Origin of the sequence: Novosphingobium sp. EMRT-2 (assembly GCF_005145025.1) — a bacterium.
Lineage (GTDB): Bacteria > Pseudomonadota > Alphaproteobacteria > Sphingomonadales > Sphingomonadaceae > Novosphingobium.
The window spans coordinates 1,703,271-1,728,545 of sequence record NZ_CP039695.1 but is presented as its reverse complement, the minus strand read 5'-3'; the positions used below and the strand labels follow the sequence as shown (position 1 = coordinate 1,728,545).

Below are 25,275 nucleotides of genomic sequence, written 5' to 3'. Positions count from 1 at the left end.
TCAGGCTGTCGGCTGGCGGAGGCCGGCGATCGCCTGTTCGACAATATCCATATGCTCGCTCCACAGCGGCTTGTGCCATTGCCCAAGCCGTGCCTTCTGCGCGGCGTGGGCCGGGCCGGAGCGGGCGTGGTCAAGGATCATCGCCTTCCAGCCGGGGCCGTCCAGCGGATCGAGGTAGTCGGGGGTGTTTCCGCCCACTTCGCGCAAGGCGGGAAGATCGCTGCAGATCGCCGGCACGCCCAGCGACAGCGCTTCGGCAACGGGCATCCCGAATCCTTCGGCGAACGAGGGCATGAGCAGCGCGCGGGCGCTTGCCAGCAGCGCGGCCATCCGCTGGTCGGAACAGCCGTTGATTTCCTCGACATGGCTCTTCAGCGCTGGGCAGCGCTCCAGCAGGTCCACCACCTGTTCGTTTTCCCAGCCGCGGCGGCCGATGATCACCAGGCGCGGCACGTCCGGCGCCGGCATCGTTTCCGCCAGGTGGCGCCACAGGTGCAGCAGCAGCAGGTGATTCTTGCGCGGCTCGATCGTGCCGAGGCACACAAACGCGGGCCGCTCCGCCGAGGTCGCTGGAGCGGCTGGGGCGGTGAGGTCTTCGGTGCCCAGCAAGGCGACATGCGTGGCGATCGCCCGGCCGCTCCGTTCGATCCACGGGCGCAGCGATCGGCCGGTGGCAGCCGAATTGACGATTACCGCATCGGCACAGGCGACCACCGTTTCCATGCGCTGCCGATGCAGCGCCGCGCCCGAAGGCCGCGCATATTCAGGAAATTCTATCGGAATTAGATCGTGCACCATGCACATGAACCGCGCCCGTTCCCGTTGCAGGATGCGGCGCACCAGCGCCTGGCGGGTGAGGTGATGGGGCGAGACCTGGACATAGACCGGGGGCACCGGGCCGGTCGGAGCAGGGGGCCGTTGCGGCCACAACGCCGCCATCTGTGGCAGGACGGACGGCAGCGATCGCTGGTGCGGGCGCTGGTCCGGGTCTTCCGCTTCCTGCGTCCAGCGCCGCTCGAGTTCGTCGAGGTAGGCGATGGCCTGCGCCCGCCGCAATCGCCCATAGAGACCGGTGGGGTGGACGGCGGCGAAGGCCAGCCCGTCGCCATAGCGCTTCATCAGGCCGCGCGCGTAGGCCATCTCCACCCGGTCCACGCCCGACGGCGTATTGTGGCGCACGCGCGAGATCAGGCGCGAGATGTCGAGAATGACGGCGGTCATCGCCACATCGCCATGAACCGCCCCTGCCAGCGGCGCAAGGGCGCCACCCAGCCCAGCCGGTTGGGCGCTTGGTTTTCCGCCATGCGGCGCACCAGCACTTCGGGCGGACAGGGGAGGCCGGTGACCGGATCGAGATAGCGGGGGTAGAGAATCAGCACCCCGGCGACGAGTTCGTCCAGGGTCAGCGCGCGCCCGCGCCGGTCGGGTATCGTGGCGAGATCTCGGGTCAGCCCCCAGCCGGCGTAGAACGGTATGCCATGGCAGGTCACCGCGCGCCCGCGCATCAGCGCCTCGAACCCGGTCAGCGAGGTCAGCACGTGCACGGCATCGACCACGTCGAGCAGCGGGGCCATGCCGCCTTCGCGCACGATGCGGTCGGCCAGTTGCAGCACCTCTCCATCGGGCACCGCGCCCTTGCGGTGGCCGGCATCGACATCGGGGTGCGGCCGGAACCAGATTTCGGCATCCGGCTCCAGCGCGCGGACGCGGCGCAGCAGTTCCAGGTTGGAATGCAGCCCGCCGCCACCGGCCAGCACCGACATGTCGTCTTCTACCTGCGCGGGAACCAGCACCAGCCGCCGCCCGGGCTGGCGGGGTGGGGCGGATGAGGCGCTGCCGGTGGAATACTTGCTGATCCCGGCGGCCACGATCGTTTCGCGCAAGGTGCGCGCGCGGTCGATCAGGTCGGGCGCGAAGCGGGTGGCGGCGAGAATCGTTTCGAGGTCGCTGGGGCCGGAAGGATCGAAATGGATGCCCTGGCGGTCCACCACGATCGAGGAGGGCGGCACGAGGTTGCTACCAAGGCCCACCGAGCGGACGAACCCGTCCTCCACGCGCACGAGAGGCACGCCCTTGTCTGCGGCCGCGGCCAGCAGTGCGGGCGATACGCGCGATGGCCAGATCGCCACTTGGCCATCGTGCCGTGCCGCGAGATCCAGCGCCCGCGCGGGGCGCGAGACGATTCGCAACGGTTGACCGGGGCACCACAGGAAGCGGCGGATTTCCTCCCGTTTCCACCATGCCATGCCGCAGGCCGCGACGATGGCCCGGTTGCCGTCGATGATCCGACGCCATTCGGCCAGAGTCGCAATCGTCGCGAGAAGGGTCGTGGCTTCGCCGGTGAAGGGATCGCGATAGCACGGCGTGGCCAGCGCGCGCAGGGCGGCCGCTTCCAGCGCCGCCTGCCCGTCGCCCGGCGCGCCGAAGGGACCGGGCGAGAGAACGCGCACCGGCACGCCGGCGATGCACGCCAGGGCGACCCATTCGTCATCGCCGTGCGCGACGAGTGTCCCCGCGCCTTCCAGCGCGGACCACGGATCGGCTGCATCCGCGCGAGCGGGTGTGATCCACAGTGCCTCTGCCGCTTCCTGCTGGTTGAGACCGCTGGCCAGCGTTGCGGCTTCACCGGGCGAGCGGGGGCGCAGGACGACCGAGGCAGGGCGCGAAAGCGCGGCGGGCCTTTCCCAGAACGCGCCGCCGACTCGCGCCGCGCGGATACGCGCGAACAGAGCCGCCGGATCGCTGTTTTCCGGCGACGCGGAGGCAATGCCGGCGATCGTGACTCCTGCATCAAGGCCCGGAAACGGTGGCGCGCGTAGCAAGGACTGGGGGGCGGTCGCGCTCAAGGGCGCTGCCCCCACACGGGAACTTCAAGCCGTCCGTCCGCGTTGCGGCGGATCATGCCATAGCCGCCCGTGGGCAGCTTGAGCGACGGCAGCGCTTCGGCGGCCTTGCTGAGGGCCGGATCGGCCAGCAGCGCGAAGCGCGCCGCGCCGTTGCTGGTCACCAGCAGCACCGGGGCATCGCGATCTGCGGGTGTACGTGCGAACAGATCCGCCCAGGCCCCGATCCGCGCGGGCGCGTCCACGATCCATCCGGGCGGCGGTTCGGCGGCGTGATCCCAGGCGCGCAACGCGGCGTTGCCGATCCGCGCCAGCACGGCGTCTTCGGTCTGGTTCTCGTCCGGTCCGTGGTCGATCTCGGCAAGGAAATCCGCCTCCTCGGCCGTGATCGCCGTGCCTTGCGCGGCAAGGATGTGCGCTGCGGTCCGTTGGGCGCGGAGCAGGGGTGAAACCAGTACCTTGCCGAAACGCCAGCCCAGTTCGGCGAAGTGGTCGCCCAGCCGGCGGGCTTCCTGTTCGCCTTCGTCAGTCAGCGGAAGATCGGTGCGCGCGCCGATGCGGCGCGGCGCTTCCCCGGCGGCAAAGGTTTTGCCGTGGCGGACGATGATGAACACGCGGGCGCTTACGCGGGATAGGGATCGCCGAACCGGGCGATGGCTTCTTCGGCCAGCGTCAGGTCTGCGGGCGTGTCGATTCCGGAAAGGACATGCGGAGGGACGTCCACGGCGATCGTGTCGATCGCCCATCCATGTTCGAGGAAGCGCAACTGTTCCAGACCTTCCAGTTTCTCGTACTGGCTGGCCCGCGCCGATGCGAACCATTCCAGGGCCGGAAAGCTATATCCGTAAAGGCCGAGATGTTGCCAGACCGGAGAAAGCGGTTGTGCCCGCAAACCGTCTTCCCCGCGCAGGGCGGGCAGAATGGTCTTGGAAAACCACAGCGCCCGCCCATCGGGCGCCCGCACGCAGGTCGTGCCGCTGAAAGGCGCCGTCTGCTTGTGCGCGCGCAGGCGATCCAGCCGTGGCCAATCGAGCTGGAACACCGGCGTCACGACTGCGGCTGTCCGCCGGCGCAGGACGTCCAGCAGCCCGGCCACGATCGCGGCTGGCGTGAACGGGGCGTCTCCCTGAAGATTGACGACGAACGCGGGCGGGGCCGCGCGCGTGGACGCCGCCGCAAAGGCGCGGACGGAGCCGGAATCGAGATCGGCCGAGGTCATGGCGACATCGACGCCCAGTTGGCGGCCGTGCGCGGCGATCCGCTCGTCATCGGTCGCCACCACGACCTCGCAATCGCCGGCCTGAGCCGCCGCCGTGCGCGCGATGGCCACCACCCGGTCCAGCAACGTTCGCCCGGCGATGGGCAGCAACGGCTTGCCGGGCAGGCGGGTGGACCCGAAACGGGCCGGAATAACGATGATGTCCGGCCCGGAAACTGGCCCGGAATCAGGTAAAGTGTCAGGCAATGCCGGCCCTGACGATATCGTGCATGTGGACCACGCCCACCAGCCGTTCGCCTTCGATCACGAACAGCACGGACACCGCGTTTTCGTTGAGGATGCGCAGGGCGTCGGAGCAGAGCATGTCGGGCGATACCGTCACCGGATTGGGCGACATGTGCAGGCCGATCGCGTCGTTCAGGTCATGTACCGCGATGCAGCGGCGCAGGTCGCCATCGGTGAAGACGCCGATCAGCCGCTCGGCATCGTCGACGACCGCCGTCGCGCCATAGCGCTTGCGGCTCATTTCCAGCGTGGCGCCCGACAGCGTCGCGTGCCGGGTGACCTTGGGGATAGCGCTACCGGTGCCCATGACGTGCGCCACGGTGGAAAGCTGCGCACCCAGTCGGCCGCCTGGGTGGAACACCCGGAAGTCGGAAGGGGTGAAGCCGCGCGCTTCGATCAGCGCCACCGCCAGCACATCGCCCAGCACAAGCTGCAGCGTGGTGGACGAGGTGGGGGCGAGATCGTTGGGGCAGGCTTCGCGCACCTGCGGCAGTTCCAGGCATATGTCCGCGGCCCGCGCCGCCGAACTGTCGGGATGCGCCGTCGCCACGATCAGCTTGGAGCCCAGGCGGTGGCAATAATCGAAGATGTCCCGCAGTTCGGCGGTTTCGCCCGACCAGGTGATGGCCAGTACGACATCGCCTTGCGTGATGACGCCCAGATCGCCGTGGCTGGCTTCGCCCGGGTGGAGGAACACCGATGAGGTGCCGGTCGAGCGCAGCGTCGCGGCGATCTTGCGGCCGATATGCCCGCTCTTGCCCATGCCGCTGACGATGACGCGGCCCTTGGTTTGCACCATGGCATCGATCGCCATGTCGAGCGAGTGCCCGAATCGCTGCGTCTGCAGCACGCCTTTCAGGGTCTTCAGCGCCTGAAGCTCGATCTCCAGCGTTTTCAATGCGGAAGCCGTGTAAACCGGCCGGAAATTCTCGATCTTCATTTCCACCTTGTTCTCTACACTGTTCGCTCAAGGCCTTGCTAGGTGCCGTGCGGAGCGGGCGTTTTGCATGTATTTCAGATATTTGTAACAAGAGAAATTGCCAAAATGGCCTTGCTTATCCATGAGGGCCAGATCGTTGAAATCAAGTTTATTCGTATCTGAATCGGGTGGTCTCGCCCGGGTGGCGAAAGGTGGCGGAATTCCTCATGCGGCTTTGCGAACGCGACATTGGTGCTGATTCGAAGCTTTTTGCAATCGCCGGCCCCTGCGTGATCGAAAACGAACATCTTACCCTGAGCGTCGCCGAACGCCTGGCCGCCACCGCCGACAAGCTGGACCTGTTCTTGATTTTCAAGAGCTCCTTCGACAAGGCGAACCGCACTTCGGACCAGTCGTTTCGCGGGCTCGGCATGGATGCAGGCCTGCGCATTCTGGAAAAGGTCCGCGAACGGACCGGGCTGCCCGTCCTGACCGACGTCCACGAAGCTGGCCAGGTCGCGGCCGTGGCGCAGGCGGTGGACGTGCTCCAGACGCCGGCGTTCCTCGCGCGGCAGACCGATTTCATCGCCGCCGTCGCCGCTTCGGGCAAGCCGGTGAACATCAAGAAGGCCCAGTTCATGGCGCCGGGCGACATGCGCCAGGTTGTGGCCAAGGCCCGCAACGCCGCGCGCGCGGCGGGGCACGAGACCGATGCCTTCCTGCTATGCGACCGGGGCACCTCGTTCGGCTACAACACGCTGGTGTCCGACATGCGTGGCCTCGCCATCATGGCGGAAACCGGCTGCCCGGTGGTGTTCGACGCCACCCATTCGGTCCAGCAGCCGGGCGGCCTTGGCGAACGATCGGGCGGGCAGCGCGAATTCGTCCCCCTGCTCGCCCGCGCGGCCGTGGCGGCGGGCATTTCCGGTCTGTTCATGGAAACGCACCCCGATCCGGACCAGGCCCTGTCGGATGGCCCCAACGCCCTGCCGCTCGACGCGTTCGAGCCGCTGATGCGGCAGCTGCTGGCGATCGATGAGGTGGTGAAGGGGGAATCTGAATGATCGGATAGGGGTGATGGCAGATATGCCCCTGGGTAGGAGAAGGCGGCGTCACGGCTCGTCGCCTCAAAACAGCTCGCATGCGTTGATGGACTTGCAAAACCATATCGGGCGGGGCATTAATCGCCCGGTTTGATGGACTCTATGCCTAGCGTGCCTCTTGTAAAATAAGGTAAATTCCTTGATATGCTGCATCTATTAAGGCGCGTGGTCAATAGGTTGGATCCGCTTTTTATAATATTTGTACTGATCCCAACCGTAGCGGCTATACTGTATTACGGGGTGTTTGCTTCGGATGTATTTATATCCGAATCGAAGTTCGTTGTGCGAAGTCCGGAAAAATCCTCTCCAAGTGCTATTGGACTTTTGCTAAAGGGCGCAGGTTTCTCTAATGCTGGCGACGAGATCCATGTTGCCCAAGGGTTTCTCGACTCCCGCGATGCGCTGCGCGAGCTCGATCGCGATGGGCAGTTTCGACGCGCTTATTCGCGACCGACTATCTCGGTGTTCAACCGTTTTGACCCGCTTGGATGGAATGGCACATTCGAGGCACTTTTTAAATATTACAAGTCTCGCGTTGGTGTTGAGTACGATGCGGGTTCGTCAATCACGACTTTGACGGTGCGCGCCTACCAGCCAGGCGATGCTCGCAAGTTTAACGAGCAGTTGCTACGTATGGCTGAGGTTACGGTCAACCGCCTCAACAGTCGTGGCCGCCAGGACTTGATCCAGTTTGCCAATGCTGAAGTTGAGATCGCGAAGAACCAGGCGCGTGACGCGGCTTTGGCGCTTTCTGCCTTTAGGAACGCAAAGGGGTTGGTCGATCCGGACAAGCAGGCGGTCATTCAACTGCAGATGATTTCCAAGCTTCAGGATGAGCTGATTGCAACGAAAACGCAGTTGCGCGAATTACGTGAGTATGCTCCTCAGAGTCCCCAGGTTCCGGTGCTCGTAACGCGTATTGCGGGGCTGGAGGAGGAGATTGGACGCCAATCCGGCTTGATCGCGGGGGACCAGAAATCGCTCGCGGCATCGGCTGCGCAATATCAACGGTTGATATTGGAAAGTCAGTTTGCGGATCGGCAACTCGCTGCAGCCATGGCTTCCTTGCAGGAAGCGCAGAACGAAGCTCGTCGCAAACAGGCTTACGTCGAGCGAATTGCCGAGCCCAACCTTCCCGATGAAGCTCTCGAACCGTCTCGGTTTCGTAGCATGCTCACCACGTTCATGCTCAGCATGATTATATGGGGTGTTGCTTCAATGCTTCTGGCGGGCATCCGCGAGCATCGAAACTGATGCCCGTCCGCTACGTCCTGAATTCAGCCGGTTCGCTGCTGGAATCGTGGGCAATCCAGCGGCGCGTTATCGGTGCGTTGCTGATGCGCGAGGTGCTGACACGGTATGGGCGGCACAACCTTGGCTTTTTGTGGCTGTTCATAGAACCAATGCTGTTCACCTTGGGGGTTACTGCGTTGTGGACTGCGCTAAAAGCTGTCCACGGATCCAGCATTCCGATCACAGCATTTGCTTTAACCGGCTACTCCAGCGTACTCCTATGGCGGAACATGCCCAATCGGTGTGTCGGCGCCGTGCAGCCAAATCTTGCATTGATGTATCATCGCAATGTGCGGATCGTCGATATTTACCTGTCGCGCCTTTTGCTGGAAGCTGCGGGCGCGACGATGTCGTTTGTGATCCTGTCGATCGCATTCATGTCGGTGAATTGGATTTCCGTACCAGAAGATATGATGCTTGTCATTTCAGGCTGGCTTATGCTCGCCTGGTTCGGCACCGCGTTAGCGATTGTACTGGCTTCGTACTCCGAAGAGTACGAAACCTTTGAAAAGTTATGGCATCCGGGGTCTTATCTGTTGTTCCCCTTGTCGGGTGCGGCATTTCTGGTCGATGCTCTACCAGTCGAGGCGCAAAGACTGGTGCTATATCTCCCAATGGTTCATGCTACCGAATGCATACGTGCCGGTTTTTTTGGCTCGCAAATGCACGCTCACTATGATCTTTGGTATATGGCAAAGGTGAACTTTGTGATGACGCTTCTTGGGCTTATTCAGACCAAGCGGATTAGTTTGAAGGTCATCCCAGAATGATCCTCCTCGAAAATGTTTCAAAATCCTATCATACGCGTATTGGGCGCAAGCATGTTCTCTCCGATATAAGTTTTCGGATCGACAAGGGAGAGCGGGTAGGCTTTCTTGGACGAAATGGAGCGGGCAAATCGACGCTGATACGCGTCATTTCGGGAGCGGAACTGCCGGATAGCGGGACAGTTACCCGGCAAATGTCGGTTTCGTGGCCGCTGGCTTTTGGTGGTGCATTTCAGATTGCGCTTACCGGCATAGACAATCTGCGCTTCATTTGCCGCATATATGGGGTCAGTGCGGAAGGGAAATTGGACTATGTTCAGGAATTCGCCGAGTTGGGCGAATACATATACGAACCGCTCCGCACCTATTCCGCGGGTATGCGTGCCAGGTTGGCATTCGCTATTTCCATGGTTATCGAATTTGACTGCTTCTTGATCGACGAAGTTATCGCGGTTGGGGACGATCGATTCCAGCGAAAATGCCATGTGGAGTTGTTCGAAAAACGATCTGATAGGACTATGATAATTGTCTCCCATAATGAGTATTTTATTAGAGAGCATTGTGATCGGATAGCGGTAATAGACGGCGGACGTATCATAGATTTTGAAAATGCAGATGAGGCATTTGAATACTACAAAATGAAATTTGGCTGAAGACGGACGGTGAAAGGTGCTCGCATGGATTTCGGAGCGATCCGGTTTTCGGACGGACGATGCAATGGCATCCGTCTCTGACACGGGAATACGGTGGCAGTCATGGCGAGAAGGTACTCCTCCTGCACGGTCGTTGGTGACTGGTTCCGCTGCACGGCAGGAGCGGGTGAGCGGATCGCTGTCGTTCAAGCGGGCAATGTCGCCTGGCTTTCACATCTTCTCGCTCCCGCTGTAGGGGGCCGAGCGGGCGCGTTGCGGCAGGTGATGCCCTCTGCGCGCAGAGAGATCTTTGCCCGGCAGCTCGGTGATAATGCGCTGTTCGGGCAATATGTTGCCAATCCCGAAATGGCTTGGGCGAGCAGTTTTGACGGCGATGTTCCCGAGCATTGTTTTGCCGAACTGTATGACACGATCGATCGCGACAGCTTAATCCTGGGTTTTGAGATTCCGCCGGTCATGCGCCGTGGGCTGGCCATGCGTGGGTTCGACTACCTGTCGTTCCATAACCACCCGCTTCGATTTCTTAGAGATTTGCCTTTTGGAGTCTACTCCAACGCGGGGGCGGCTGTCGCTTCGCTGGAAGCGATAGCCTGCAATCCCAAAGAGATAAATCGGCAGGTGGCGCGCTTCGCGGCGCGCTTCGCCCGGCTGGATCCGGTGCAAGCCCGATTGCCGGAAGGTTGTCCGGTGCTGTTCGGTCAAACCGCCCGGGACGCCTCATTAATCACCAGCGGCGTTTTCGCGGGTTGGGAGGACTATGTCGAAGCGCTTGACGATCTGTTGCGCAATTACACCGAAGTGGCCTTCGTGCGCCACCCTCAGGCGGAATGGCGGAACGATGTTATCGAACTTCTCCGTTCGCGTCTTGGGAAGACCGTGATCGCTGTTTCGGGCAACAGTTATCCTCTCGTCATGTCGGGAGGGTCATTTGGGCCGATGGTGACACTGTCTTCATCCATTGGTGTGGAGGCGAGGGCCTTCGGCCACGATGTGCGCTTCCTGTTGGCAGACCCGTGCGAAAAATTTTCAGTCAGGGGTTTGGATAACCCGTCCCAGATAATGCTGGACCATCGCCTCTTCGAGCCTGACTTCTGGTTGCAGATAATGGACGGCACCGGTGATGGAATCGCACCGCGGAACGAAGCTTTCTATCTTGGAGACAATTTTGTTCGTGGCACGTTGGAGGGATGGTCCTTCTCTGCCCTGAATGGTGACAACCCTTTTTCCCCGATGGAGAAGTTCGTCGTTCCTGCGGCGCAGGCCACGGGTGCGCAGTTGGACGGGTTGGCGAATATCCTATCAGGGGCTTCTGCAGGCTGCCGCGAACGGGCGATTGCCGAGGCACGCCGATCTGATATCGCGCTGAATTTTGTTCCAGGTCCGCTCGTTGATGGAGGAACTTGGCGCTGGGATCCTCAAAACTGTCTTGCCGATCTGCCCCTGGTTAGCGGCTTTTGTGCCGTCGAGGAAGACGGGGCCTGGTCCGAAGGGGAGCAGGGGACGATTGAAATACCAATTAGTGCTGATTCGGGAATTCAGTTAAGGATCGAGGGGGCGATAAACTTTTCCTTTTTTCGAGGCATTTTGCATGAAATGCCAGCTTTTCTACTATATGTTAATGAAAGGCCTTGTTCTTCAATAGTTCATCGGATGGGCGATCAGCCCTACTACCGCTTGCAATTTTCTGCGGTTGTGCCGGTCCTTGCCAATTGCCGGTTCCATGTTCAGTGTAGCCATGCGGCGTCACCGAGGGAACTGAATCTCGGTGACGATGAGCGCGTTTTAGGCTTTATCATTCACGGCATCGAGGTTTCGGCGCGGTCGGACAACGGGTCTGGCGATGACTTTCCGTTGCGCCTATGGGGATTCGGAAGCTTACCGATCGAAATTCCAAGCACTGAAGAGCGTGACAGCGATGGCAGATGAGAGTGGTGGAACGGTCGATGCGCGGGCGATCAGCCGACTTGGGCGGGCATTTGACGAGCGCCTTAAAGAGGAGATGTCGGAGCTACAAGGCATTCTGACGATGCGCGAAGGGGAACTATCGCGGATTGAGGCTCGTCTGGAGGCTGTGATTGACGGAGCTCTGGCTAGCGCAGGGGAGTTGTCCGCTCAAATCGCGCTGGTGCGTGGGGAGCGCAACCAGATAGCGCAAGACGCCACACGACAGCAACAGGAACTGGAGGTGATCCGTGAGGAGCGCACCCGTCTTGAACGCGAAATCGAGCGACTCAAGCTGGTTCATCAAAGCCAGGTTGAAGCGCTGTTTGCAAGGCACCGTCAGGCGGAGTCCAATCTTAAAGAGAGGCTGGCCGATGCGGAGGCGCGACTAGGCGAACTTGGCGAGATGTGTCAGCAAGTTCGGGAGCAGGCACATAGCTTTGCGGAGCGGGCGCGGGTTGATCTCGACAGGGCAGTAGCGGCTCACGACGCAGCACAAGCCGAGGTTGCTGCCTTGAAGCGGAATGCACGTGCGCGCGAAGCCATGCTGCGTGAAAATGCGCAGGAAGCGCGCTTGCAAGGGCAAGTTGCGACGATGCATGAGGCCACCCGCTCCAAGCAGTTCATATCGCAAATTGCCGTGCTAACAGAGGTCATTCGGCAAGCCGGGGGGCATGGAAATGCCCATGCGCGCACGGCGATTGGTCTCCTCCTCGACACTCCGTTTGATATCGACATTCGACCTCAGTCAGTTGATGAGGCGGTTGTTTGGCTTGCTTCCTATGCTGAGCCCGCCATGGGCGACGGCGTTTCAATTGCGTTCGAAGTGGCCGCGGGCAGTATCTGGACAGATGAAACATTTATTGCAGCCGCTTTCCGCTGGGTATTGGGGCGTCCGGTCGATGCGGATGGCAGAGAGCACTATAGACTTAAGTTGCGCGTCCGCATGACGCGGAGAGAATTGCTGCTCGATTTGGCGCGGTCCGAAGAAGCGGCTAGGCGATTGTACGATGGCTCGGCCGTTCGCGGCGCAGGCAACCGCAACTTTCTGATGTCTGCCTATGATTTATTACTGAATCGCGGCGCGGATACGGGTGGACTGGAATACTATCTCGCAAAGCTTGATGCCGGCGCTTCTCGCGGGATCGTTTTGCTGGACCTTGCCAGGTCAGCCGAGTCCCGCCAGGCCGCAACCGTGACGGGGTCGTCGCTAAGAGCGATCTGGAACGCAAACCGCCGCCAAAGCCGCGCAAATTACGTTCTCGAACGACTATTATGCCGGCGTTTGCCCGGGTGGCGTCATGCTTGGCAGGCAGGGCGCGTCGCTACGCTGGAATGCGAAATCAAGCAGATGTGGCGTGGCGCGCAGGAAAAATTGGAAGAGATCGAACAACTCATCGAGGAGCGCGTCGCCGCCGCGCGCGCAACTGCCGCGAGCGCATCATCTGCTCTGCCAACGCCTGAAAAGGGCAAGGGCGGAACAGTGCAACCGGCTGCTGGGGATGCTATCGTGCCTAATCTGCTGGGTGATTGTTCCGCTCAACGAACGGTTTCGCAAGTCATTGATTTAATTGAAAGCGAGCTCAAGGAACTGGGCCTTAAGTGATATGCGCAGTATCGCACTACCAACAAAGCAAGATGACGGCCGCTTCCATGGAAAAAGAGTCGCCATCATTACGGCAGGCTCTCCGATTGATGGTAACGGAGGGGCGGAGAGGTTTTATTCAGGCCTAAAAAATGGCTTTGAACTTCTTGGTTGTAAGGTGGAGTTTGTCGAGGTAGCGGCCGATGAGCCTTCGGTAGACAAAATTCTGCGTAACTATGATTTGGCTACTCAGCATGATATTTCGCACTTTGATATCGTCGTGTCGAGCAAAGTGCCTACTTATTCCGTGTGTCATCCAAACCATGTCGTGTTTCTCAATCACGCAGTCCGTGTTTATGATGACATGTTTGAGGATCGTTTCCCTCAAGCAGATGGCGAGGACTATCGTAACCGTGCGCATGTTCACAGAGCAGACCTTGATGCACTTTTGAATGTTCGCGCTCATCTATCGCAAGGCTATGAGATTGCCCGACGCCTGATGCGTTGGCGCGGATTGCCTTCACGCGTGTTGCATCCTCCATTGGGGTTCAGTGCCTTCCAGCCCGGGAATGGGCCAGGGGCATACTTCTTCATCGCTGGAAGATTGCACCCGTGGAAACGATTTGACCTTCTGATCGATGCGGTGCGGCATGCATCTCGCCCGATACGCTTGCTGATTGCTGGCGCGGGAGAGTACGCGGAAACGTTGCACAAAATGGCTGAAGGCGAACCGCGGATTGAATTTCTCGGTCGTGTTTCCGACGAAGATCTGGTCAATCTCTATTCGGGTGCTATCGCTGTCCCTTTCCTTCCCCAGCGCGAAGACTATGGCTATGTGACCTTGGAGGCGTTTGCGAGCGCTTGCCCTGTCTTGACATGCACGGATGCGGGCGAGCCGGCGCATATCGTGCGTAGCTATGATAACGGACTGGTGGTTGAGCCCACTCCCCGAGCTATAGCTGCTGCACTCGACTGGTTTTGGGATAATCGCGAGCAGGCCCGTGAAATGGGCCGGAATGGATTGACCCTTATTGAGACTATGTCTTGGCGGGATACCGCCTACGAACTTGCTTGCTCGGCCGTGGACGGTCTTTCCGATATCCGTGACGCACCGTTGAAGGTGGCGGTGCTGGACATGCAGCCCATTGATCCGCCCACCGGTGGCGGTCGGATGCGTTTACTGGGGCTATACCATAACCTTGGTGACTGCGTGGAATGCAAATATGTTGGTACCTATGACTGGCCCGGTGAGCGGTACCGTGCCCACGCGCTTTCGCCGACGCTCTTCGAGACGGATATTCCGCTGACGGAAGCGCACCACAGAGCAGCGGCAGACTTGGCCAAGCGCGCTGGCGGCAAGAATGTGATCGATCTTGCTTTCAGTCGGCAGGCGCACCTATCGCCGGATTTTGTTGCGGCGGTGCGCAAGGCGACCGATGAAGCGCACATCGTCGTTTTTTCCCATCCATGGATATACCCGCTGGTCAAGGACAAGCTGCGGCCGAATCAAGTAGTGATATATGACTCACATAATGTTGAGGGCTATTTGCGTGCGCAGTTGCTTGAAGCGACCAACCCGGTGGAACGGGAGGTGCTGGAAGGCGTAGTGCAGGATGAACTGGAGTGCGGGCGGCGCGCCGACTGGATTTTCGCGTGTTCGCAAGAGGATTTGTTGCGTTTCAATAGACTTTACGGGTTTTCTCCCGCCAAGATGCGTGTGGTGCCCAACGGCGTGATGGCGTTTGCCAACCCCCTGCCAACGCCCGCTAGCCGGCGTGCGGCGCGTAAGCAACTGGGCCTGGCCGACGATGCGTTCATAGGCATTTTCATTGGCAGTGCCTATGGACCGAACAAGGAGGCGGCCAATTTCATCAATGAAGTGCTCTCGGCTGCCTGCCCCAAAGAGATTTTCGTGATTGCGGGCGGCGTTGGTGGGTCTGTTGCAGCAGCCCGATCCAACGTTGTGGTCACTGGGCAACTCGATGACGCTAGTCGCGACCTCTGGTATACTGCCGCGGATTTTGCTGTAAATCCTATGACCGCGGGGTCAGGGACGAACATCAAGATGTTCGACTTCATGGCCGCTGGGTTGCCTGTGGTCACTACATCGACCGGCGCTCGTGGAATCGAGACACGCGATGGTGAGACGATGCTGGTAGTCGAGCCGACAGCCGATGCCTTTGCCAACGCCATCAACACACTGCGCTCCGCTGATCTCCGCGAAAGGATGGGCAGAGCGGCGCGACAATGCGTCGAAGAAGGTTATTCGTGGGAACGCATCTCTGGTTTACTGGGCCACTTCATGACGATGCGCGAGTCTATCGCTGCTCAGTCAAAGCCCAAGTTTTCGGTCGTGATTCCAAGCTATGAACGACCCGAGCAACTGAACAACCTGATGCATGCGCTACAGGCGCAAATCGAGCGGGATTTCGAGGTGATTGTGGTTGATCAATCCCAGAACGCTTGGCAGCGTGCCGGCGAAATCTGGGGTTTTCCACTGTCCTATTATCACAGCCCGGTCAAAGGGGCGGTCCGCGCTCGCAACAATGGCGCCCTGCTGGCCCAGGGTGAGATAATTGCATTCATCGACGACGATTGCCTGCCAGAACCCGAATGGCTGCTCAACGCCCGCAAGTATTTCGGCGATACCGACGTCATCGGTTTGGAGGGTTTGATACGCTCCGATCACGAGGACGATCCTGATTGGCGGCCTGTCACCAACGTAGGCTTTGAGGGCATCGGGTTCATGACCGCCAATCTGATGGTTCGCTCCGACGCTTTCCAACATCTGGGCGGATTCGATTTGCAGTTCGACAAGCCCCATTTCCGTGAGGATACGGATTTTGGCTGGCGCATGCAGGACTTGGGCAAGGTTCCTTACGCTCGTGACGTGATCGTGTTCCACCCGGCGCAACCGCGATCTATTGAGCGGGAATCGCTCGCCGAGCGTACACGTTTTTTCGTGAAGGACGCACTGTTGTGGCGAAAGCATCCTGAACGGTATCGCAAACTCTTTAACGCTGAAGGACATTTCCTGAGTACGCCGGGCTTCAAGGACGCACTGCTCGATGGCTTTTCCGATTTGGGCATAGTCGGAGATGCTGTGCCAGCCTGGATCAGGGAGCGCCTCGATGGCTGAGATACCGGTTGAAGTATTGCCGGGGCAGCCGTGCAATTGGCAGCCCGAAGACATGTGGGCGTGGGTTAATCGTTCAAAACCTCATGTTGCCGGGGGACACGCGCGGGTTGGCATGGAAATGCCTATACTTGATAGTGACGGCGCTATGCGGCCTATCTTTGTCTGCTTCGACAGATTGCGTCTGGTTGAGAGCGAAGGCTATACTTGGGACAACCATTTAGCTGATGAAATGCTGCATATCGCTTTTCTGAGCGATCGTATCCTTTTGAAGGTGACTGAGAACCTCCCTGACGTTCTTCTGGCGCGGCTTGTGCCGATGGCTGGCATAGCGCGCTTGGCTGATGCCTTGCGTGGCAATGCGCTCGTGGGTGAGGTGCCTGTTTCGCTTGGAGATAGCGATTGGGGCAGGCGATGCTTGGCCTTTTCCTCGCAATTGGAACGTTCTTGGCTTATTCCGGATCCTTATTTTTTCCTGACTCGCGCGTACGCGAAGGAAAAGGCGGAAATCTCAGAAAACTGGAAAGGCTGGGATCAGCGCAAGCCACAGATATATTGGCGTGGTGCGCCAAGCGGTATGCAGAAATATGCTGATCATGCGTTTTCCCAGCGCGTGCAACTGGTATTGCACAGTTTGGAAAGCCCTAGGCCGGCATCTTATAATGTACGCTTCGCTTCGCTAAATGGAATCGATGAGGCTGTCGGCGAACGAGTCAGGAGCGTGGGAGGTCTGGGCGCACCAGAGCCGCAAATGAATATACTCGATTATCGGTACAACCTGGATGTCGATGGCTGGAGTTGTGCATGGACTGGCCTATTCATCAAATTGTTGGCCGGATCTCCAGTGCTCAAAATAGAGTCCGATATGGGTTTCCGGCAATGGTACTATGATAAGCTGTCGCCTTGGCGCAATTTCGTCCCGGTGGCACGCGATATAGTTGATCTCGATCACAGCCTTGGCATACTGGAGGCTCGCCCTGATGTTGCCGAAGAGATCGGCGCAGAAGGCAAGGCGATGGCCGAGGGCCTGTCGTTTGAAAGTCAATTTGAAGCAGCAGCTCTGCAGATGTGCGATTTCGCTGTCAGCTTGGCCTCTCAATCAGGATTTTGAGCGCTATGAATTTCAACCGTATTATAGAATCGACGCTCAAAGAGGTTCCCTCTGATGCAATCAACTTACCTGCGGCGCCTTCCATACCGGAAGCAATAGCGCACGCCACGCGCGAGATTGTGGCGGAAAGTGAGTTGGTAATCGGAGAAGAGGCCGTAAAAGGTGATTACTATCAATGCTGCAGGGACAGATTTTCTACGCTCGTTTCAATGGGCATGATGCATCTGCCTCCCGGGGCACGTATCTTGGACATTGGCAATGCCCCCGGCTACTTGGCGATTATGCTCGACAAAGCTGGTTACAGCATCGATGGAATTAACCTGTCGGACGCATGGAACTCGACTTATCCAGACTTGTCATTCGTCGACCACTTTCGTGTACAGGCATGCGATATTGAGAAATCAGCATTGCCCTATCCGGATGGTGCATTCGATGCGATCGTATTTACAGAGGTTCTGGAACACATCGCGATTCGGCACCCTCGAGAAATTCTGCCGGAGTTTCTTCGTGTTCTACGTGAGGATGGTGTTGTTCTGTTTTCTACACCTAACGTCTGTAATATAAGTAACATAATATCACTTCTGAATGGTCGGAATATATTCTGGGATTCAGATATATTCTTTGGTGGAACTGATAGGCATAATCGTGAGTTTACTCCGCATGAAGTTAGGGAGCTTTTTGAGGGTAATGGATTCTCGGTTAAGAACTATTTTGGTATGAATGATCATGCCAATTGGAGATCCGGTTCTGCCCATCACGTCTATGATTTTCAGGCTGAATACGGCGAAATGGATCATCCATTGATGCGTAATACAATTATCGGTGTTTTCGCCAAGAATGGGAAATGAGGAAAATTTGATGAGTAAGGTGCTGGTTACGGGTGGTGCAGGTTTCCTCGGATCACATTTATGTGATCGACTGATTGCGCGTGGCGATGACGTGCTGTGTGTCGATAACTTCTATACAGGTAGCAAAAGGAACATCGCCCATCTTTTGGGAAAGACGTCATTCGAGCTGATGCGCCACGATGTATGCTGGCCGCTTTATGTAGAAGTTGACCGTATATTCAATCTTGCATGTCCTGCAAGCCCCATTCATTATCAAAATGATCCGGTGCAGACGACGAAAACGAGCGTCCATGGGGCTATCAACATGTTGGGGCTGGCGAAACGGGTGAAGGCTCGGATACTTCAGGCGTCGACCAGCGAGGTATATGGCGATCCATCAATGCACCCGCAGATGGAAAGCTATTGGGGTAACGTTAATCCGATCGGCATTCGCAGTTGCTATGACGAGGGCAAGCGCTGCGCAGAGACATTGTTCTTCGATTATCATCGCCAGCACCACCTGGAAATCAAGGTGATGCGCATTTTCAACACCTATGGACCTCGCATGCATCCGCAAGACGGGCGTGTGGTTTCCAATTTTGTCGTCCAGGCCCTGCGCGGGGAAGATCTTACAATCTACGGCGACGGCCTGCAGACTCGCAGTTTCTGCTATGTGGACGATCTGATCGAAGGAATGATCCGCTTGATGGACAGCTCGGTTGAATTCACGGGGCCGGTCAATGTGGGCAATCCTGGCGAGTTTACGATGATCGAATTGGCGGAAACCGTGATCCGCTTAACCGGGACGAAATCGAAGCTGGTGTTCGAACCCCTGCCGCAAGATGATCCAAAGCAGCGCTGCCCTGACATAACGCTCGCTCAGTCTCGTTTGGACTGGGAGCCCAAAGTGGCGTTGGAGGACGGGTTGAAGGAAACGATCGATTATTTCCGATCCATTGTCTGATTGGGGAGCCTGTCGCAGTTGGCTGACCCAGGCGCGAGTTGCTCTCTTTATCGTCATTATGATCGAAGCGGACGCCTCGCACGAATTGAAACGACCCTCGAGCAGTCATTCATCCCTTCTCCCGGAGCGATTTTCGAGACTGCCGATCAACAGGGCGGGGAAAATGATCTAGTGAGAGGCAGGCCATGACAAATCCCTATCGAGATCTCCCCGATAACAGATACTGGCGCCGGTCTGTGGCCCGTACGGAAGCGCATTGCTTCAATCCTGTACTGGAGCCGCGCTTCACTATTAACCGCCATTCTCGTGTCGCCACGGCAGGCAGCTGTTTCGCCCAGCATATCGCAAGGGCGCTGGCGGACGCAGGATGCAACTTTTTCCAGACCGAGATGGGCGAGCATTTAGATTCAGGCGAGCGCGCACGACTTGGATACGGCATATTTTCAGCTCGGTTCGGCAATATCTACACCACGATGCAGCTCAACCAGCTGTTCGACGAAGCATTTGGTAAACGGATTCCCGATGATCGTGCGTGGCAACGGCCGGATCTGCGGTGGATTGACCCATTCCGGCAGCAGATTGAACCCGATGGTTTCATTGATGCAGAGGCGGTTGTCGAAAGCAGAGCCGAACACCTCGAGGCTGTTCGGGCGATGTTCGAGTTATGCGACGTTTTCGTTTTTACCTTAGGGTTGACAGAATGCTGGCGCGCCTTGTCCGACGGATCAGTCTATTCTGCCGCTCCCGGGGTGATAGCCGATAGCTTCGATTCCACAAAGCATATCTTCACAAATTTGGACGTCGTACAAAGTTATGCCGAGCTGAGAGATTTTTTAGGAAAGTTTCGGGATGTAAATCCGCGAGCGCAGGTAATGTTGACTGTTTCGCCAGTGCCATTAATTGCGACGGCAGATAAGCGTTCCATCACGGTTGCAACGGCTTACAGCAAGGCTGTGCTGCGCGTGGTTGCTGAATTGGCTTGGAAGGAGCACGATTGGGTTGACTATTTTCCTTCCTACGAGATCATCACCGGCAGTCAGGCGCGTGGTCGCTACTTTGAAGACGATGCTCGAGAGGTAAACGGGCTGGGCGTGGCGCATGCGATGCGTTGCTTCCTGTCTAGTTACCTAGAGGGGGGGAATGCGCTGAACGAGGGGGGCAGCGCCTTGCCTGCAGTCGCTGATCGACCGCAGATAACTCAATATCTATGCGATGAAGAAGTTCTAGATTCGCGTGAGGCCATGTGATGGCACAAGAACGTTGGCTGGTTATCGCAAATTGCCAGACCCATGGGCTCGCGAATTCTTTGCAATCACTTGTACCTGATGTGGAAGTGACGGGAATGTACCCGCACAGTTTCAATAATGCTCCGTTGCGCAACAATCGGACTTTAGCCCAGTATGATCGATTGTTTATATCCCCCGGCATCGAGAAGATGATCCCTCGCGCTAGGTTGGAGCGTATCAAGCAGCACACGATGCTGCCGTGGTTCAGTTTCCGTGCTTATCATCCGGATCTTGTGTACGCGCAATGCGGGGGTGTTACATTCAAGAGTCCGGCGGATGACTACCACTCCGGGATCGCGCTCGCCGCCTATCGCAAGGGTATGAGCTTGGCAGATACGCGTGAACTCTATCGTGGTCGAACGTTTGAAATCTGCGGTTTGTTCGGCTGGTGGCAGTCGGAACGTGATCGCATTGTTGACCATCTTCATCAGATCGGCATCGACATCACACATCAAATTCGGCGTTGGGGTGACAACGACGCTTTCATGTATAGTACGAACCATCCGAAGATCCGGGTACTATTTGATTTGGCGAAAGAATTGGTGAAATCAATCGGTCGAGAGCCGTTGGCCAATGTGACTATGCCGCACGATAACCTTGCGTATGCCGGTGGATTTGCCGTGTACCCGGAAATTGGAGAAAGTCTCGGGGTGCCTGGTTCTTACATATTCAAAACCTACGATACCTATCGGCAATTTGGTCTTGACGAGTTCCTTGCAGGAAGCTTTGCGATGTACGATCGATATCCGCGCGAAGCGTTAGGCGTTACCGGTGAATTTAGGCATACGTTCGAACAAATTGAGCGGGCGCTTTGATGCGCTTCCGTTGGTTGGCGAGGACGATTTCGCTGTGCAGACATTTTTCTGGATAATTATTACCAACTAGAAAGCCGATATCACCGTTTACAGGTTACTTCATTGCAGGATAACAAAGGTCAATTTATCGCATTTCCAATCGAAATGACCGAGAAGGCCATTTGTGAGACTATGTTCACGAACTTCTGCAAGTCTACGCCTGGCGCATTTGATACGTAAAGTACGTCTTTATTGTGAAGGGGGAAATCCTGAGCGATAAAGAAGCTTGCGGGATTCTTTAAATCCACACGATAAATGACTGGGACTTTGCCATCCGGCGTCGCGGTGGAGTCTCCTAGCATGGCTGGATCCAGCGCTGCGGGATCTTCAAGGCGGAAAATGAACACTCCGCGTACGTTGGCGCGATCATCTCGCAAACCACCTACTCTTCCAAGTGCCTGTGCCAGCGTGATCCCCGTTCCTTCAAAATTGATTTCCGCATTGTTGGCGATCGCGCCAAGCGCAGTGAAGCTATAGGGCTGGTAGAGCGCGGTAATAACGTCATCGGGTTGCAGGCGGATATTCTGATGTGGATCTTTGATTACTCCTTCGAGCGGCATCGTGACTACCTTTGAGCCGCGCGTAACCTGTATGGTCGTCTTGCCGACTGGTTGCTTGACGCCGCCGGCACTTGCTAGGGCATCAAGCAAGCGCTCTCCCTTCGGTGTTAGGGGTATGCGCACGCTGCTCGCTACGTCGCCGACTACGGTGACGTTAGTATTGGCATTGCGGACCAGTCGAACGACGGCCTGAGGGTCATGTGCCTTGCCCCCCAGGCGCCTCACGATATCTTGCTCGATCTGCGTAGGCGTTCGGCCGGCTGCCGCAATTCTCCCCGCGAAGGGAATGTTGATCTGCCCGTTAGCATCGACCATCTGTTCCGGTAGCGACGATCCGCGCGCTACCGTCGTGGCTGATGCCAGTCTGCTGTCGGTGATAACCGTGCCGAATAGCGCTGCTGGCGGTGCTTCCCAGATTGCTACATCCAAAGTATCGCCGCGTCCGATAATCGTGCCGATCGGCGTGCCTTCTCCTAAAGCATCCGAGAATGTTGCGGGTTGGTTCATTTGGACGACCCGAGATGCGACCGGTGCTGTCAGTTCAATCACCTTGATTGACGTATTCCGCAAGGACTGGTTTGCCGCTTTGCGTACGTCGCCGCCATTCGGCCCGGATGATCCGAGCGATGTGCAGGATGTCAGGATTATCGCACACGCGCTCAGCAAGATTGTCGTTCGGAACCGCATCCTCCAAATGGTATCATTCATTCCGAAATCCTTGAGCAATCCAGCGCGCTAGTAGCGTGGAGTATGTTGCCTGACGATGAAGCGCGGCTCCCAGCGTGCTGCTCATTCAACATTTTTGACTGGTGGGTCAAGCCATGGTGGTTCACGAGTTTGCTGCGATCGTTCTGGATACGCATTGCAAAATGAAGCGGAAACTATCGCATCACGGCGTCATTTGCCCCAATCCATTTCTGGAATGACGTAGGATGTCCGCGATGCAACGGGCAGTGTCATCCCATGTCGCGAGCAAATCCGGGCGCGCGGGCTCGTCACCAGGCAATCCCTTGAGCCACTCGGAGATCGTCGAGGCCAGTTTTGGAGCATCAATTTCCTCGTCAAAAAATGTCACGCCTTTGCCCGCGTGTTCGGCGAATACCTCCAACCGACGTGCCAGCACCGGCTTCCCGCGCTTGAGCGCTTCCACTACCGGAAGGCCGAAGCCTTCCGCCAAAGAGGGGAACAATACACCGGTGCAGTTTTGATAGAGGAGGTCCAGCGCCTCGTCGCTGATCTTGTCTGTGCGGATCAATCGATGGCCGTTCTCTGGATGCGCATCGAGTTCGGCGATAAACTCTGCAATTTTCCATCCCTTGCCGCCTACCAGCACCAGTTGCGTTGGATGCCCCGCTTTCCATAGCACTTCCATTGCGCGTAGCGCATCCTTGTGACCCTTACGTGGCTCGATCGTGCCCACCATCAATAGAGATGGTGTGGTGCGAACTTTCTCGAGCAACACATCGAACCCGTCGGGAAATCCTTTTAGCGGACTATTGTGCGATAAATCGCACCCAAGGGGAATGACTTGAATCGCTACGTCGTTTGTTACGCCAAAGTCGCTCTTGATGATGTTACGCAATTGTCGCGCAACGGGTTGGGATACACAGAAAAACCCGTTAGCGGATGCTGCGATAATTGCTAACCAATTGTAGAAACGGAGTACCGTGGGCGATGAAAACCAAGATGGATGCGTGTATGGTAAAAAATCATGAACAAGGTACCAGAACTTAACACCTTTCTTTTTCATTAAAGATAATTGCTTCCGCATTCTCCAAATGGTATCCAGGCAATAATCTAATCCAAAGAAAACATCACCCTCAAAATATTCGACTAATTCATTTGTTTTTTCGAAACGCCCTTCATTTATATTTACTATATAATGATTTTTTTTATATGTATGTATAAAGATGGGGGAAAATTTCAGCATCTCACCTGATTTGTTGAGATGAAAGGCTACCGATCTTACAACACGTTGAATCCCGGTCGCCGCGTCATCCGTACAAATCACAGAAACATCAATGTATACCTTTCCTGTCTGCCGGGCTGTAATCGCGGAAAACGAGTGATTCTGCAGCTCGTAAACATATTTCCGCCAAGAAAAATAGCGGAACCAGCGTTTATTTATATGATCTTGTGTCCGCAGCCACCTTTTTTTTATATATAATAAGATTTTGCGGTGAATGGATGGTTGGGCATCGTTCATTTCTTGTATTGCTCTATTTTCAAAATTGACCGATGTTGGAATGATTATACTATTGGAAGAACTGGGCTCAGCCCATTTTGACGGGGTTTTCGGATATATCAAGCCGGCTTGGCTCTGAGTGGATGCCTGTGCTTTGATCGATCGTAAATCGACTTCCTATCACCGCCCCGCCGCCCGGGCGATCTCCGCCAGGCCCTGGGCCAGCGCCAGTTCGCTGTTCTGGCTGTCGCCCAGCAGGGTGCGGTGCAGGGCGATCAGGCGGGCGAGGAGGCGTTCCAGTTTGCGGCCGCGCCAGCGGCGGAGCTGGTTGGCGAGGTCTTGCCGGTCGCGGAAGAACACGCGGCGCGAGGACACTTCGTCTTCCATGAAGGCGCCAAGGTCGCTGCGGTGGCCGAGGCGGCCGGCGAGGTCCGCCAGCTGCACCGCGCGCCGTTCGAAGGCGAGCAGCAGGCCCACCGGATTGAGCGCCAGTTCGCGCATCCGCGCCAGCTCGCCCGGCAGGCGGGCGGCATCGCCGCCCAGCACGGCGTTGACCAGCGGCATGAAACCATCGTCTTCGTTGACCGCGCCGATCGCGTCGAACGCGGCGCCGTCGGCGGTACGCGGGGCCTGGGGGCTGGCGTCGAGGTAGAGCGCGAGCTTCTCGATCTCGCTGCGCGCCATGCGGGTGTCCAGACCTGTGCCGCGCGCGATGCGTTCGGCCAGTTCCCCGGTCAGGCGCACGCCGGCGGCGTCGGCCATGACGCGGACGGCCTCTGTCACCGATTTGACGTCGGGCGGATGGAACATCGCCACCAGCGCATCGGGCCGGTCGCCCAGCAGCTTGGCCACGCGCGACTTGTCGGTGGCGGAGCTGGCGACGATCAGCACCGGCCAGCCATCGACGGGGCTGGCGAGGAGCGTTTCCACCGCGTCGAACGCCTCGTCTCCGGCGGTCCGCACGTGAATCTGCCGCTTGTCGCCGAACAGCGAGACCGAACGTGCCTCGTCGGCCAGCTTCACCGGATCGCGCTTCAGCTCCGATCCGGAAATCTCCACGCGCTCGGCCTCGCCCAGCAATCCGGCGATCTTCTGCGCGGCATCACCGGCGCCGGCTTCGTCGGGACCGCAGAAATAGAACACGCGGCATTCGCGCGCGGCGCGGGCGGCGGTGCCGGCGAAGTTCTTTTGCGTGGCTTTCACGGCCGGCGGCCCGGTCCGGCGGCCCGCGCGGCGCGGATCATTGCGGCTTGCGCAGCTTGACCGCGACGCGGGTGACGATCTGGCCGGCCACTTCGCGCGAAAGGTTTTCGAGCGCGGTCTGTTCCGCCGCGATCACCGCGTATTCGCTCGAGACCACGTCCAGCCCTGCATCGGCGCCGGCGGTCGCGTCCAGCACGACATCGCCGCTGGCAAGATCGACCAGCTGGAAGCGCGCGCGCAGGGTGCGGCGTTCGCGGGTGACGGTATCGTCGGAGAGGATGCCGAGGCCCTGCAGGCGCTCGTCCAGCCGCACGTCGAGCCGGTAGCGCGCGCCGTCCTTGCCGCCCGCGCCCAGCCGGTCGACCAGCGCGTTGCGCACCAGCCAGCCGGACTGGCCCTGGATCGAGGGCACTTCCACGCCGCTGAGCGCGCGGGCCACGGTGCCACTGCCGCCCCCGGCGTACATCGGGCTGAGCCCGCCACACCCGGCAAGCAGCGCCGTCAGCAGCGCGCTGGCCAGCAGCCGGGGGAGGGGAGGCAT

The 25,275-nt window shown here is 58.2% G+C and carries 21 protein-coding genes; 12 read left to right on the top strand and 9 right to left on the bottom strand.

Annotated elements, in window-relative coordinates:
- The 5 genes from FA702_RS08505 to FA702_RS08485 are packed head-to-tail and all read right to left on the bottom strand — an operon-like array spanning nt 1 to nt 5,287.
- A complete protein-coding gene (locus tag FA702_RS08505) occupies nt 1-1,221 on the bottom strand; it encodes a glycosyltransferase (protein WP_136955796.1) in 1,221 nt (406 codons plus the stop codon).
- Nucleotides 1,218-2,846 carry a beta-3-deoxy-D-manno-oct-2-ulosonic acid transferase gene (locus FA702_RS08500; RefSeq protein ID WP_136955795.1) on the bottom strand — a complete coding sequence of 543 codons (1,629 nt, stop codon included), beginning with the start codon at nt 2,844-2,846 and terminating at the stop codon, nt 1,218-1,220. The genes FA702_RS08505 and FA702_RS08500 overlap by 4 nt, the downstream gene beginning before the upstream one ends.
- Complete coding sequence (locus FA702_RS08495) at nt 2,843-3,457, bottom strand: histidine phosphatase family protein (protein WP_136955794.1); 615 nt, start codon at nt 3,455-3,457, stop codon at nt 2,843-2,845. The genes FA702_RS08500 and FA702_RS08495 overlap by 4 nt, the downstream gene beginning before the upstream one ends.
- An 8-nt stretch (nt 3,458-3,465) precedes the next feature.
- On the bottom strand, nt 3,466-4,308 hold the full coding sequence (gene kdsB, locus FA702_RS08490; protein WP_136955793.1) for a 3-deoxy-manno-octulosonate cytidylyltransferase: 843 nt from the start codon (nt 4,306-4,308) through the stop codon (nt 3,466-3,468).
- The gene (locus FA702_RS08485; protein ID WP_136955792.1) at nt 4,301-5,287 is read right to left on the bottom strand and encodes an SIS domain-containing protein; all 987 of its coding nucleotides are present in this window, start codon (nt 5,285-5,287) and stop codon (nt 4,301-4,303) included. The genes kdsB and FA702_RS08485 overlap by 8 nt, the downstream gene beginning before the upstream one ends.
- Nucleotides 5,288-5,493: 206 nt before the next feature.
- Between FA702_RS08485 and kdsA the strand changes: the two genes are divergently transcribed.
- The 12 genes from kdsA (at nt 5,494) to FA702_RS08425 (ending at nt 20,747) form a co-directional block, all read left to right on the top strand.
- Nucleotides 5,494-6,330 (top strand): 3-deoxy-8-phosphooctulonate synthase, encoded by an 837-nt coding sequence (kdsA, locus tag FA702_RS08480; protein WP_136957314.1) that lies wholly within the window; start codon nt 5,494-5,496, stop codon nt 6,328-6,330.
- Between the two features lie 183 nt (nt 6,331-6,513).
- Nucleotides 6,514-7,623: a hypothetical protein gene (locus tag FA702_RS08475; RefSeq protein ID WP_136955791.1), complete on the top strand. Its 1,110-nt coding sequence runs from the start codon at nt 6,514-6,516 to the stop codon at nt 7,621-7,623.
- The gene (locus FA702_RS08470; RefSeq protein ID WP_136955790.1) at nt 7,623-8,432 is read left to right on the top strand and encodes an ABC transporter permease; all 810 of its coding nucleotides are present in this window, start codon (nt 7,623-7,625) and stop codon (nt 8,430-8,432) included. Before FA702_RS08475 ends, FA702_RS08470 begins: the two co-directional genes overlap by 1 nt.
- Nucleotides 8,429-9,082: an ABC transporter ATP-binding protein gene (locus FA702_RS08465; protein WP_136955789.1), complete on the top strand. Its 654-nt coding sequence runs from the start codon at nt 8,429-8,431 to the stop codon at nt 9,080-9,082. Before FA702_RS08470 ends, FA702_RS08465 begins: the two co-directional genes overlap by 4 nt.
- Nucleotides 9,083-9,175: 93 nt before the next feature.
- Nucleotides 9,176-11,008 carry a hypothetical protein gene (locus FA702_RS08460; protein ID WP_136955788.1) on the top strand — a complete coding sequence of 611 codons (1,833 nt, stop codon included), beginning with the start codon at nt 9,176-9,178 and terminating at the stop codon, nt 11,006-11,008.
- Nucleotides 10,998-12,629, top strand: coding sequence for a DUF4214 domain-containing protein (locus tag FA702_RS08455; protein ID WP_168196031.1), 1,632 nt, complete (start codon nt 10,998-11,000; stop codon nt 12,627-12,629). Before FA702_RS08460 ends, FA702_RS08455 begins: the two co-directional genes overlap by 11 nt.
- Nucleotide 12,630: 1 nt before the next feature.
- Nucleotides 12,631-15,747: a glycosyltransferase gene (locus tag FA702_RS08450; RefSeq protein WP_136955786.1), complete on the top strand. Its 3,117-nt coding sequence runs from the start codon at nt 12,631-12,633 to the stop codon at nt 15,745-15,747.
- The gene (locus FA702_RS08445) at nt 15,740-16,855 is read left to right on the top strand and encodes a glycosyl transferase family 90 (protein ID WP_168196030.1); all 1,116 of its coding nucleotides are present in this window, start codon (nt 15,740-15,742) and stop codon (nt 16,853-16,855) included. Before FA702_RS08450 ends, FA702_RS08445 begins: the two co-directional genes overlap by 8 nt.
- A gap of 5 nt (nt 16,856-16,860) precedes the next feature.
- The gene (locus FA702_RS08440; protein ID WP_136955784.1) at nt 16,861-17,703 is read left to right on the top strand and encodes a bifunctional 2-polyprenyl-6-hydroxyphenol methylase/3-demethylubiquinol 3-O-methyltransferase UbiG; all 843 of its coding nucleotides are present in this window, start codon (nt 16,861-16,863) and stop codon (nt 17,701-17,703) included.
- Nucleotides 17,704-17,713: 10 nt separating this feature from the next.
- Complete coding sequence (locus FA702_RS08435) at nt 17,714-18,646, top strand: UDP-glucuronic acid decarboxylase family protein (protein WP_136955783.1); 933 nt, start codon at nt 17,714-17,716, stop codon at nt 18,644-18,646.
- A gap of 185 nt (nt 18,647-18,831) precedes the next feature.
- Nucleotides 18,832-19,893 (top strand): GSCFA domain-containing protein, encoded by a 1,062-nt coding sequence (locus FA702_RS08430; protein ID WP_136955782.1) that lies wholly within the window; start codon nt 18,832-18,834, stop codon nt 19,891-19,893.
- Nucleotides 19,893-20,747 (top strand): WcbI family polysaccharide biosynthesis putative acetyltransferase, encoded by an 855-nt coding sequence (locus tag FA702_RS08425; protein ID WP_136955781.1) that lies wholly within the window; start codon nt 19,893-19,895, stop codon nt 20,745-20,747. The genes FA702_RS08430 and FA702_RS08425 overlap by 1 nt, the downstream gene beginning before the upstream one ends.
- Nucleotides 20,748-20,866: 119 nt before the next feature.
- Here FA702_RS08425 and FA702_RS08420 read toward each other — a convergent pair whose 3' ends face one another.
- From FA702_RS08420 to lptE, 4 genes are all read right to left on the bottom strand, one after another.
- On the bottom strand, nt 20,867-22,054 hold the full coding sequence (locus FA702_RS08420; RefSeq protein ID WP_210417606.1) for a polysaccharide biosynthesis/export family protein: 1,188 nt from the start codon (nt 22,052-22,054) through the stop codon (nt 20,867-20,869).
- A 181-nt stretch (nt 22,055-22,235) separates the two neighbouring features.
- A complete protein-coding gene (locus tag FA702_RS08415) occupies nt 22,236-23,552 on the bottom strand; it encodes a glycosyltransferase family 1 protein (RefSeq protein WP_136955780.1) in 1,317 nt (438 codons plus the stop codon).
- A 159-nt stretch (nt 23,553-23,711) separates the two neighbouring features.
- Nucleotides 23,712-24,734 (bottom strand): DNA polymerase III subunit delta, encoded by a 1,023-nt coding sequence (gene holA, locus FA702_RS08410; protein ID WP_136955779.1) that lies wholly within the window; start codon nt 24,732-24,734, stop codon nt 23,712-23,714.
- 37 nt (nt 24,735-24,771) lie between these two features.
- A complete protein-coding gene (lptE, locus tag FA702_RS08405) occupies nt 24,772-25,275 on the bottom strand; it encodes an LPS assembly lipoprotein LptE (RefSeq protein ID WP_255504771.1) in 504 nt (167 codons plus the stop codon).

Excerpts from the sequence above, each read along its gene's own strand:
- FA702_RS08465 (WP_136955789.1), top strand. The coding sequence starts at position 8,429 with ATGATCCTCCTCGAAAATGTTTCAAAATCCTATCATACGCGTATTGGG.
- FA702_RS08470 (WP_136955790.1), top strand. The coding sequence starts at position 7,623 with ATGCCCGTCCGCTACGTCCTGAATTCAGCCGGTTCGCTGCTGGAATCG.
- FA702_RS08430 (WP_136955782.1), top strand. The coding sequence starts at position 18,832 with ATGACAAATCCCTATCGAGATCTCCCCGATAACAGATACTGGCGCCGG.
- FA702_RS08425 (WP_136955781.1), top strand. The coding sequence starts at position 19,893 with ATGGCACAAGAACGTTGGCTGGTTATCGCAAATTGCCAGACCCATGGG.
- FA702_RS08440 (WP_136955784.1), top strand. The coding sequence starts at position 16,861 with ATGAATTTCAACCGTATTATAGAATCGACGCTCAAAGAGGTTCCCTCT.
- lptE (WP_255504771.1), bottom strand. The coding sequence starts at position 25,275 with ATGCCTCCCCTCCCCCGGCTGCTGGCCAGCGCGCTGCTGACGGCGCTG.
- FA702_RS08435 (WP_136955783.1), top strand. The coding sequence starts at position 17,714 with ATGAGTAAGGTGCTGGTTACGGGTGGTGCAGGTTTCCTCGGATCACAT.
- FA702_RS08445 (WP_168196030.1), top strand. The coding sequence starts at position 15,740 with ATGGCTGAGATACCGGTTGAAGTATTGCCGGGGCAGCCGTGCAATTGG.
- FA702_RS08455 (WP_168196031.1), top strand. The coding sequence starts at position 10,998 with ATGGCAGATGAGAGTGGTGGAACGGTCGATGCGCGGGCGATCAGCCGA.
- FA702_RS08450 (WP_136955786.1), top strand. The coding sequence starts at position 12,631 with ATGCGCAGTATCGCACTACCAACAAAGCAAGATGACGGCCGCTTCCAT.
- FA702_RS08505 (WP_136955796.1), bottom strand. The coding sequence starts at position 1,221 with ATGACCGCCGTCATTCTCGACATCTCGCGCCTGATCTCGCGCGTGCGC.
- FA702_RS08420 (WP_210417606.1), bottom strand. The coding sequence starts at position 22,054 with ATGAATGATACCATTTGGAGGATGCGGTTCCGAACGACAATCTTGCTG.
- kdsA (WP_136957314.1), top strand. The coding sequence starts at position 5,494 with ATGCGGCTTTGCGAACGCGACATTGGTGCTGATTCGAAGCTTTTTGCA.
- FA702_RS08485 (WP_136955792.1), bottom strand. The coding sequence starts at position 5,287 with ATGAAGATCGAGAATTTCCGGCCGGTTTACACGGCTTCCGCATTGAAA.
- FA702_RS08415 (WP_136955780.1), bottom strand. The coding sequence starts at position 23,552 with ATGAACGATGCCCAACCATCCATTCACCGCAAAATCTTATTATATATA.
- FA702_RS08475 (WP_136955791.1), top strand. The coding sequence starts at position 6,514 with ATGCTGCATCTATTAAGGCGCGTGGTCAATAGGTTGGATCCGCTTTTT.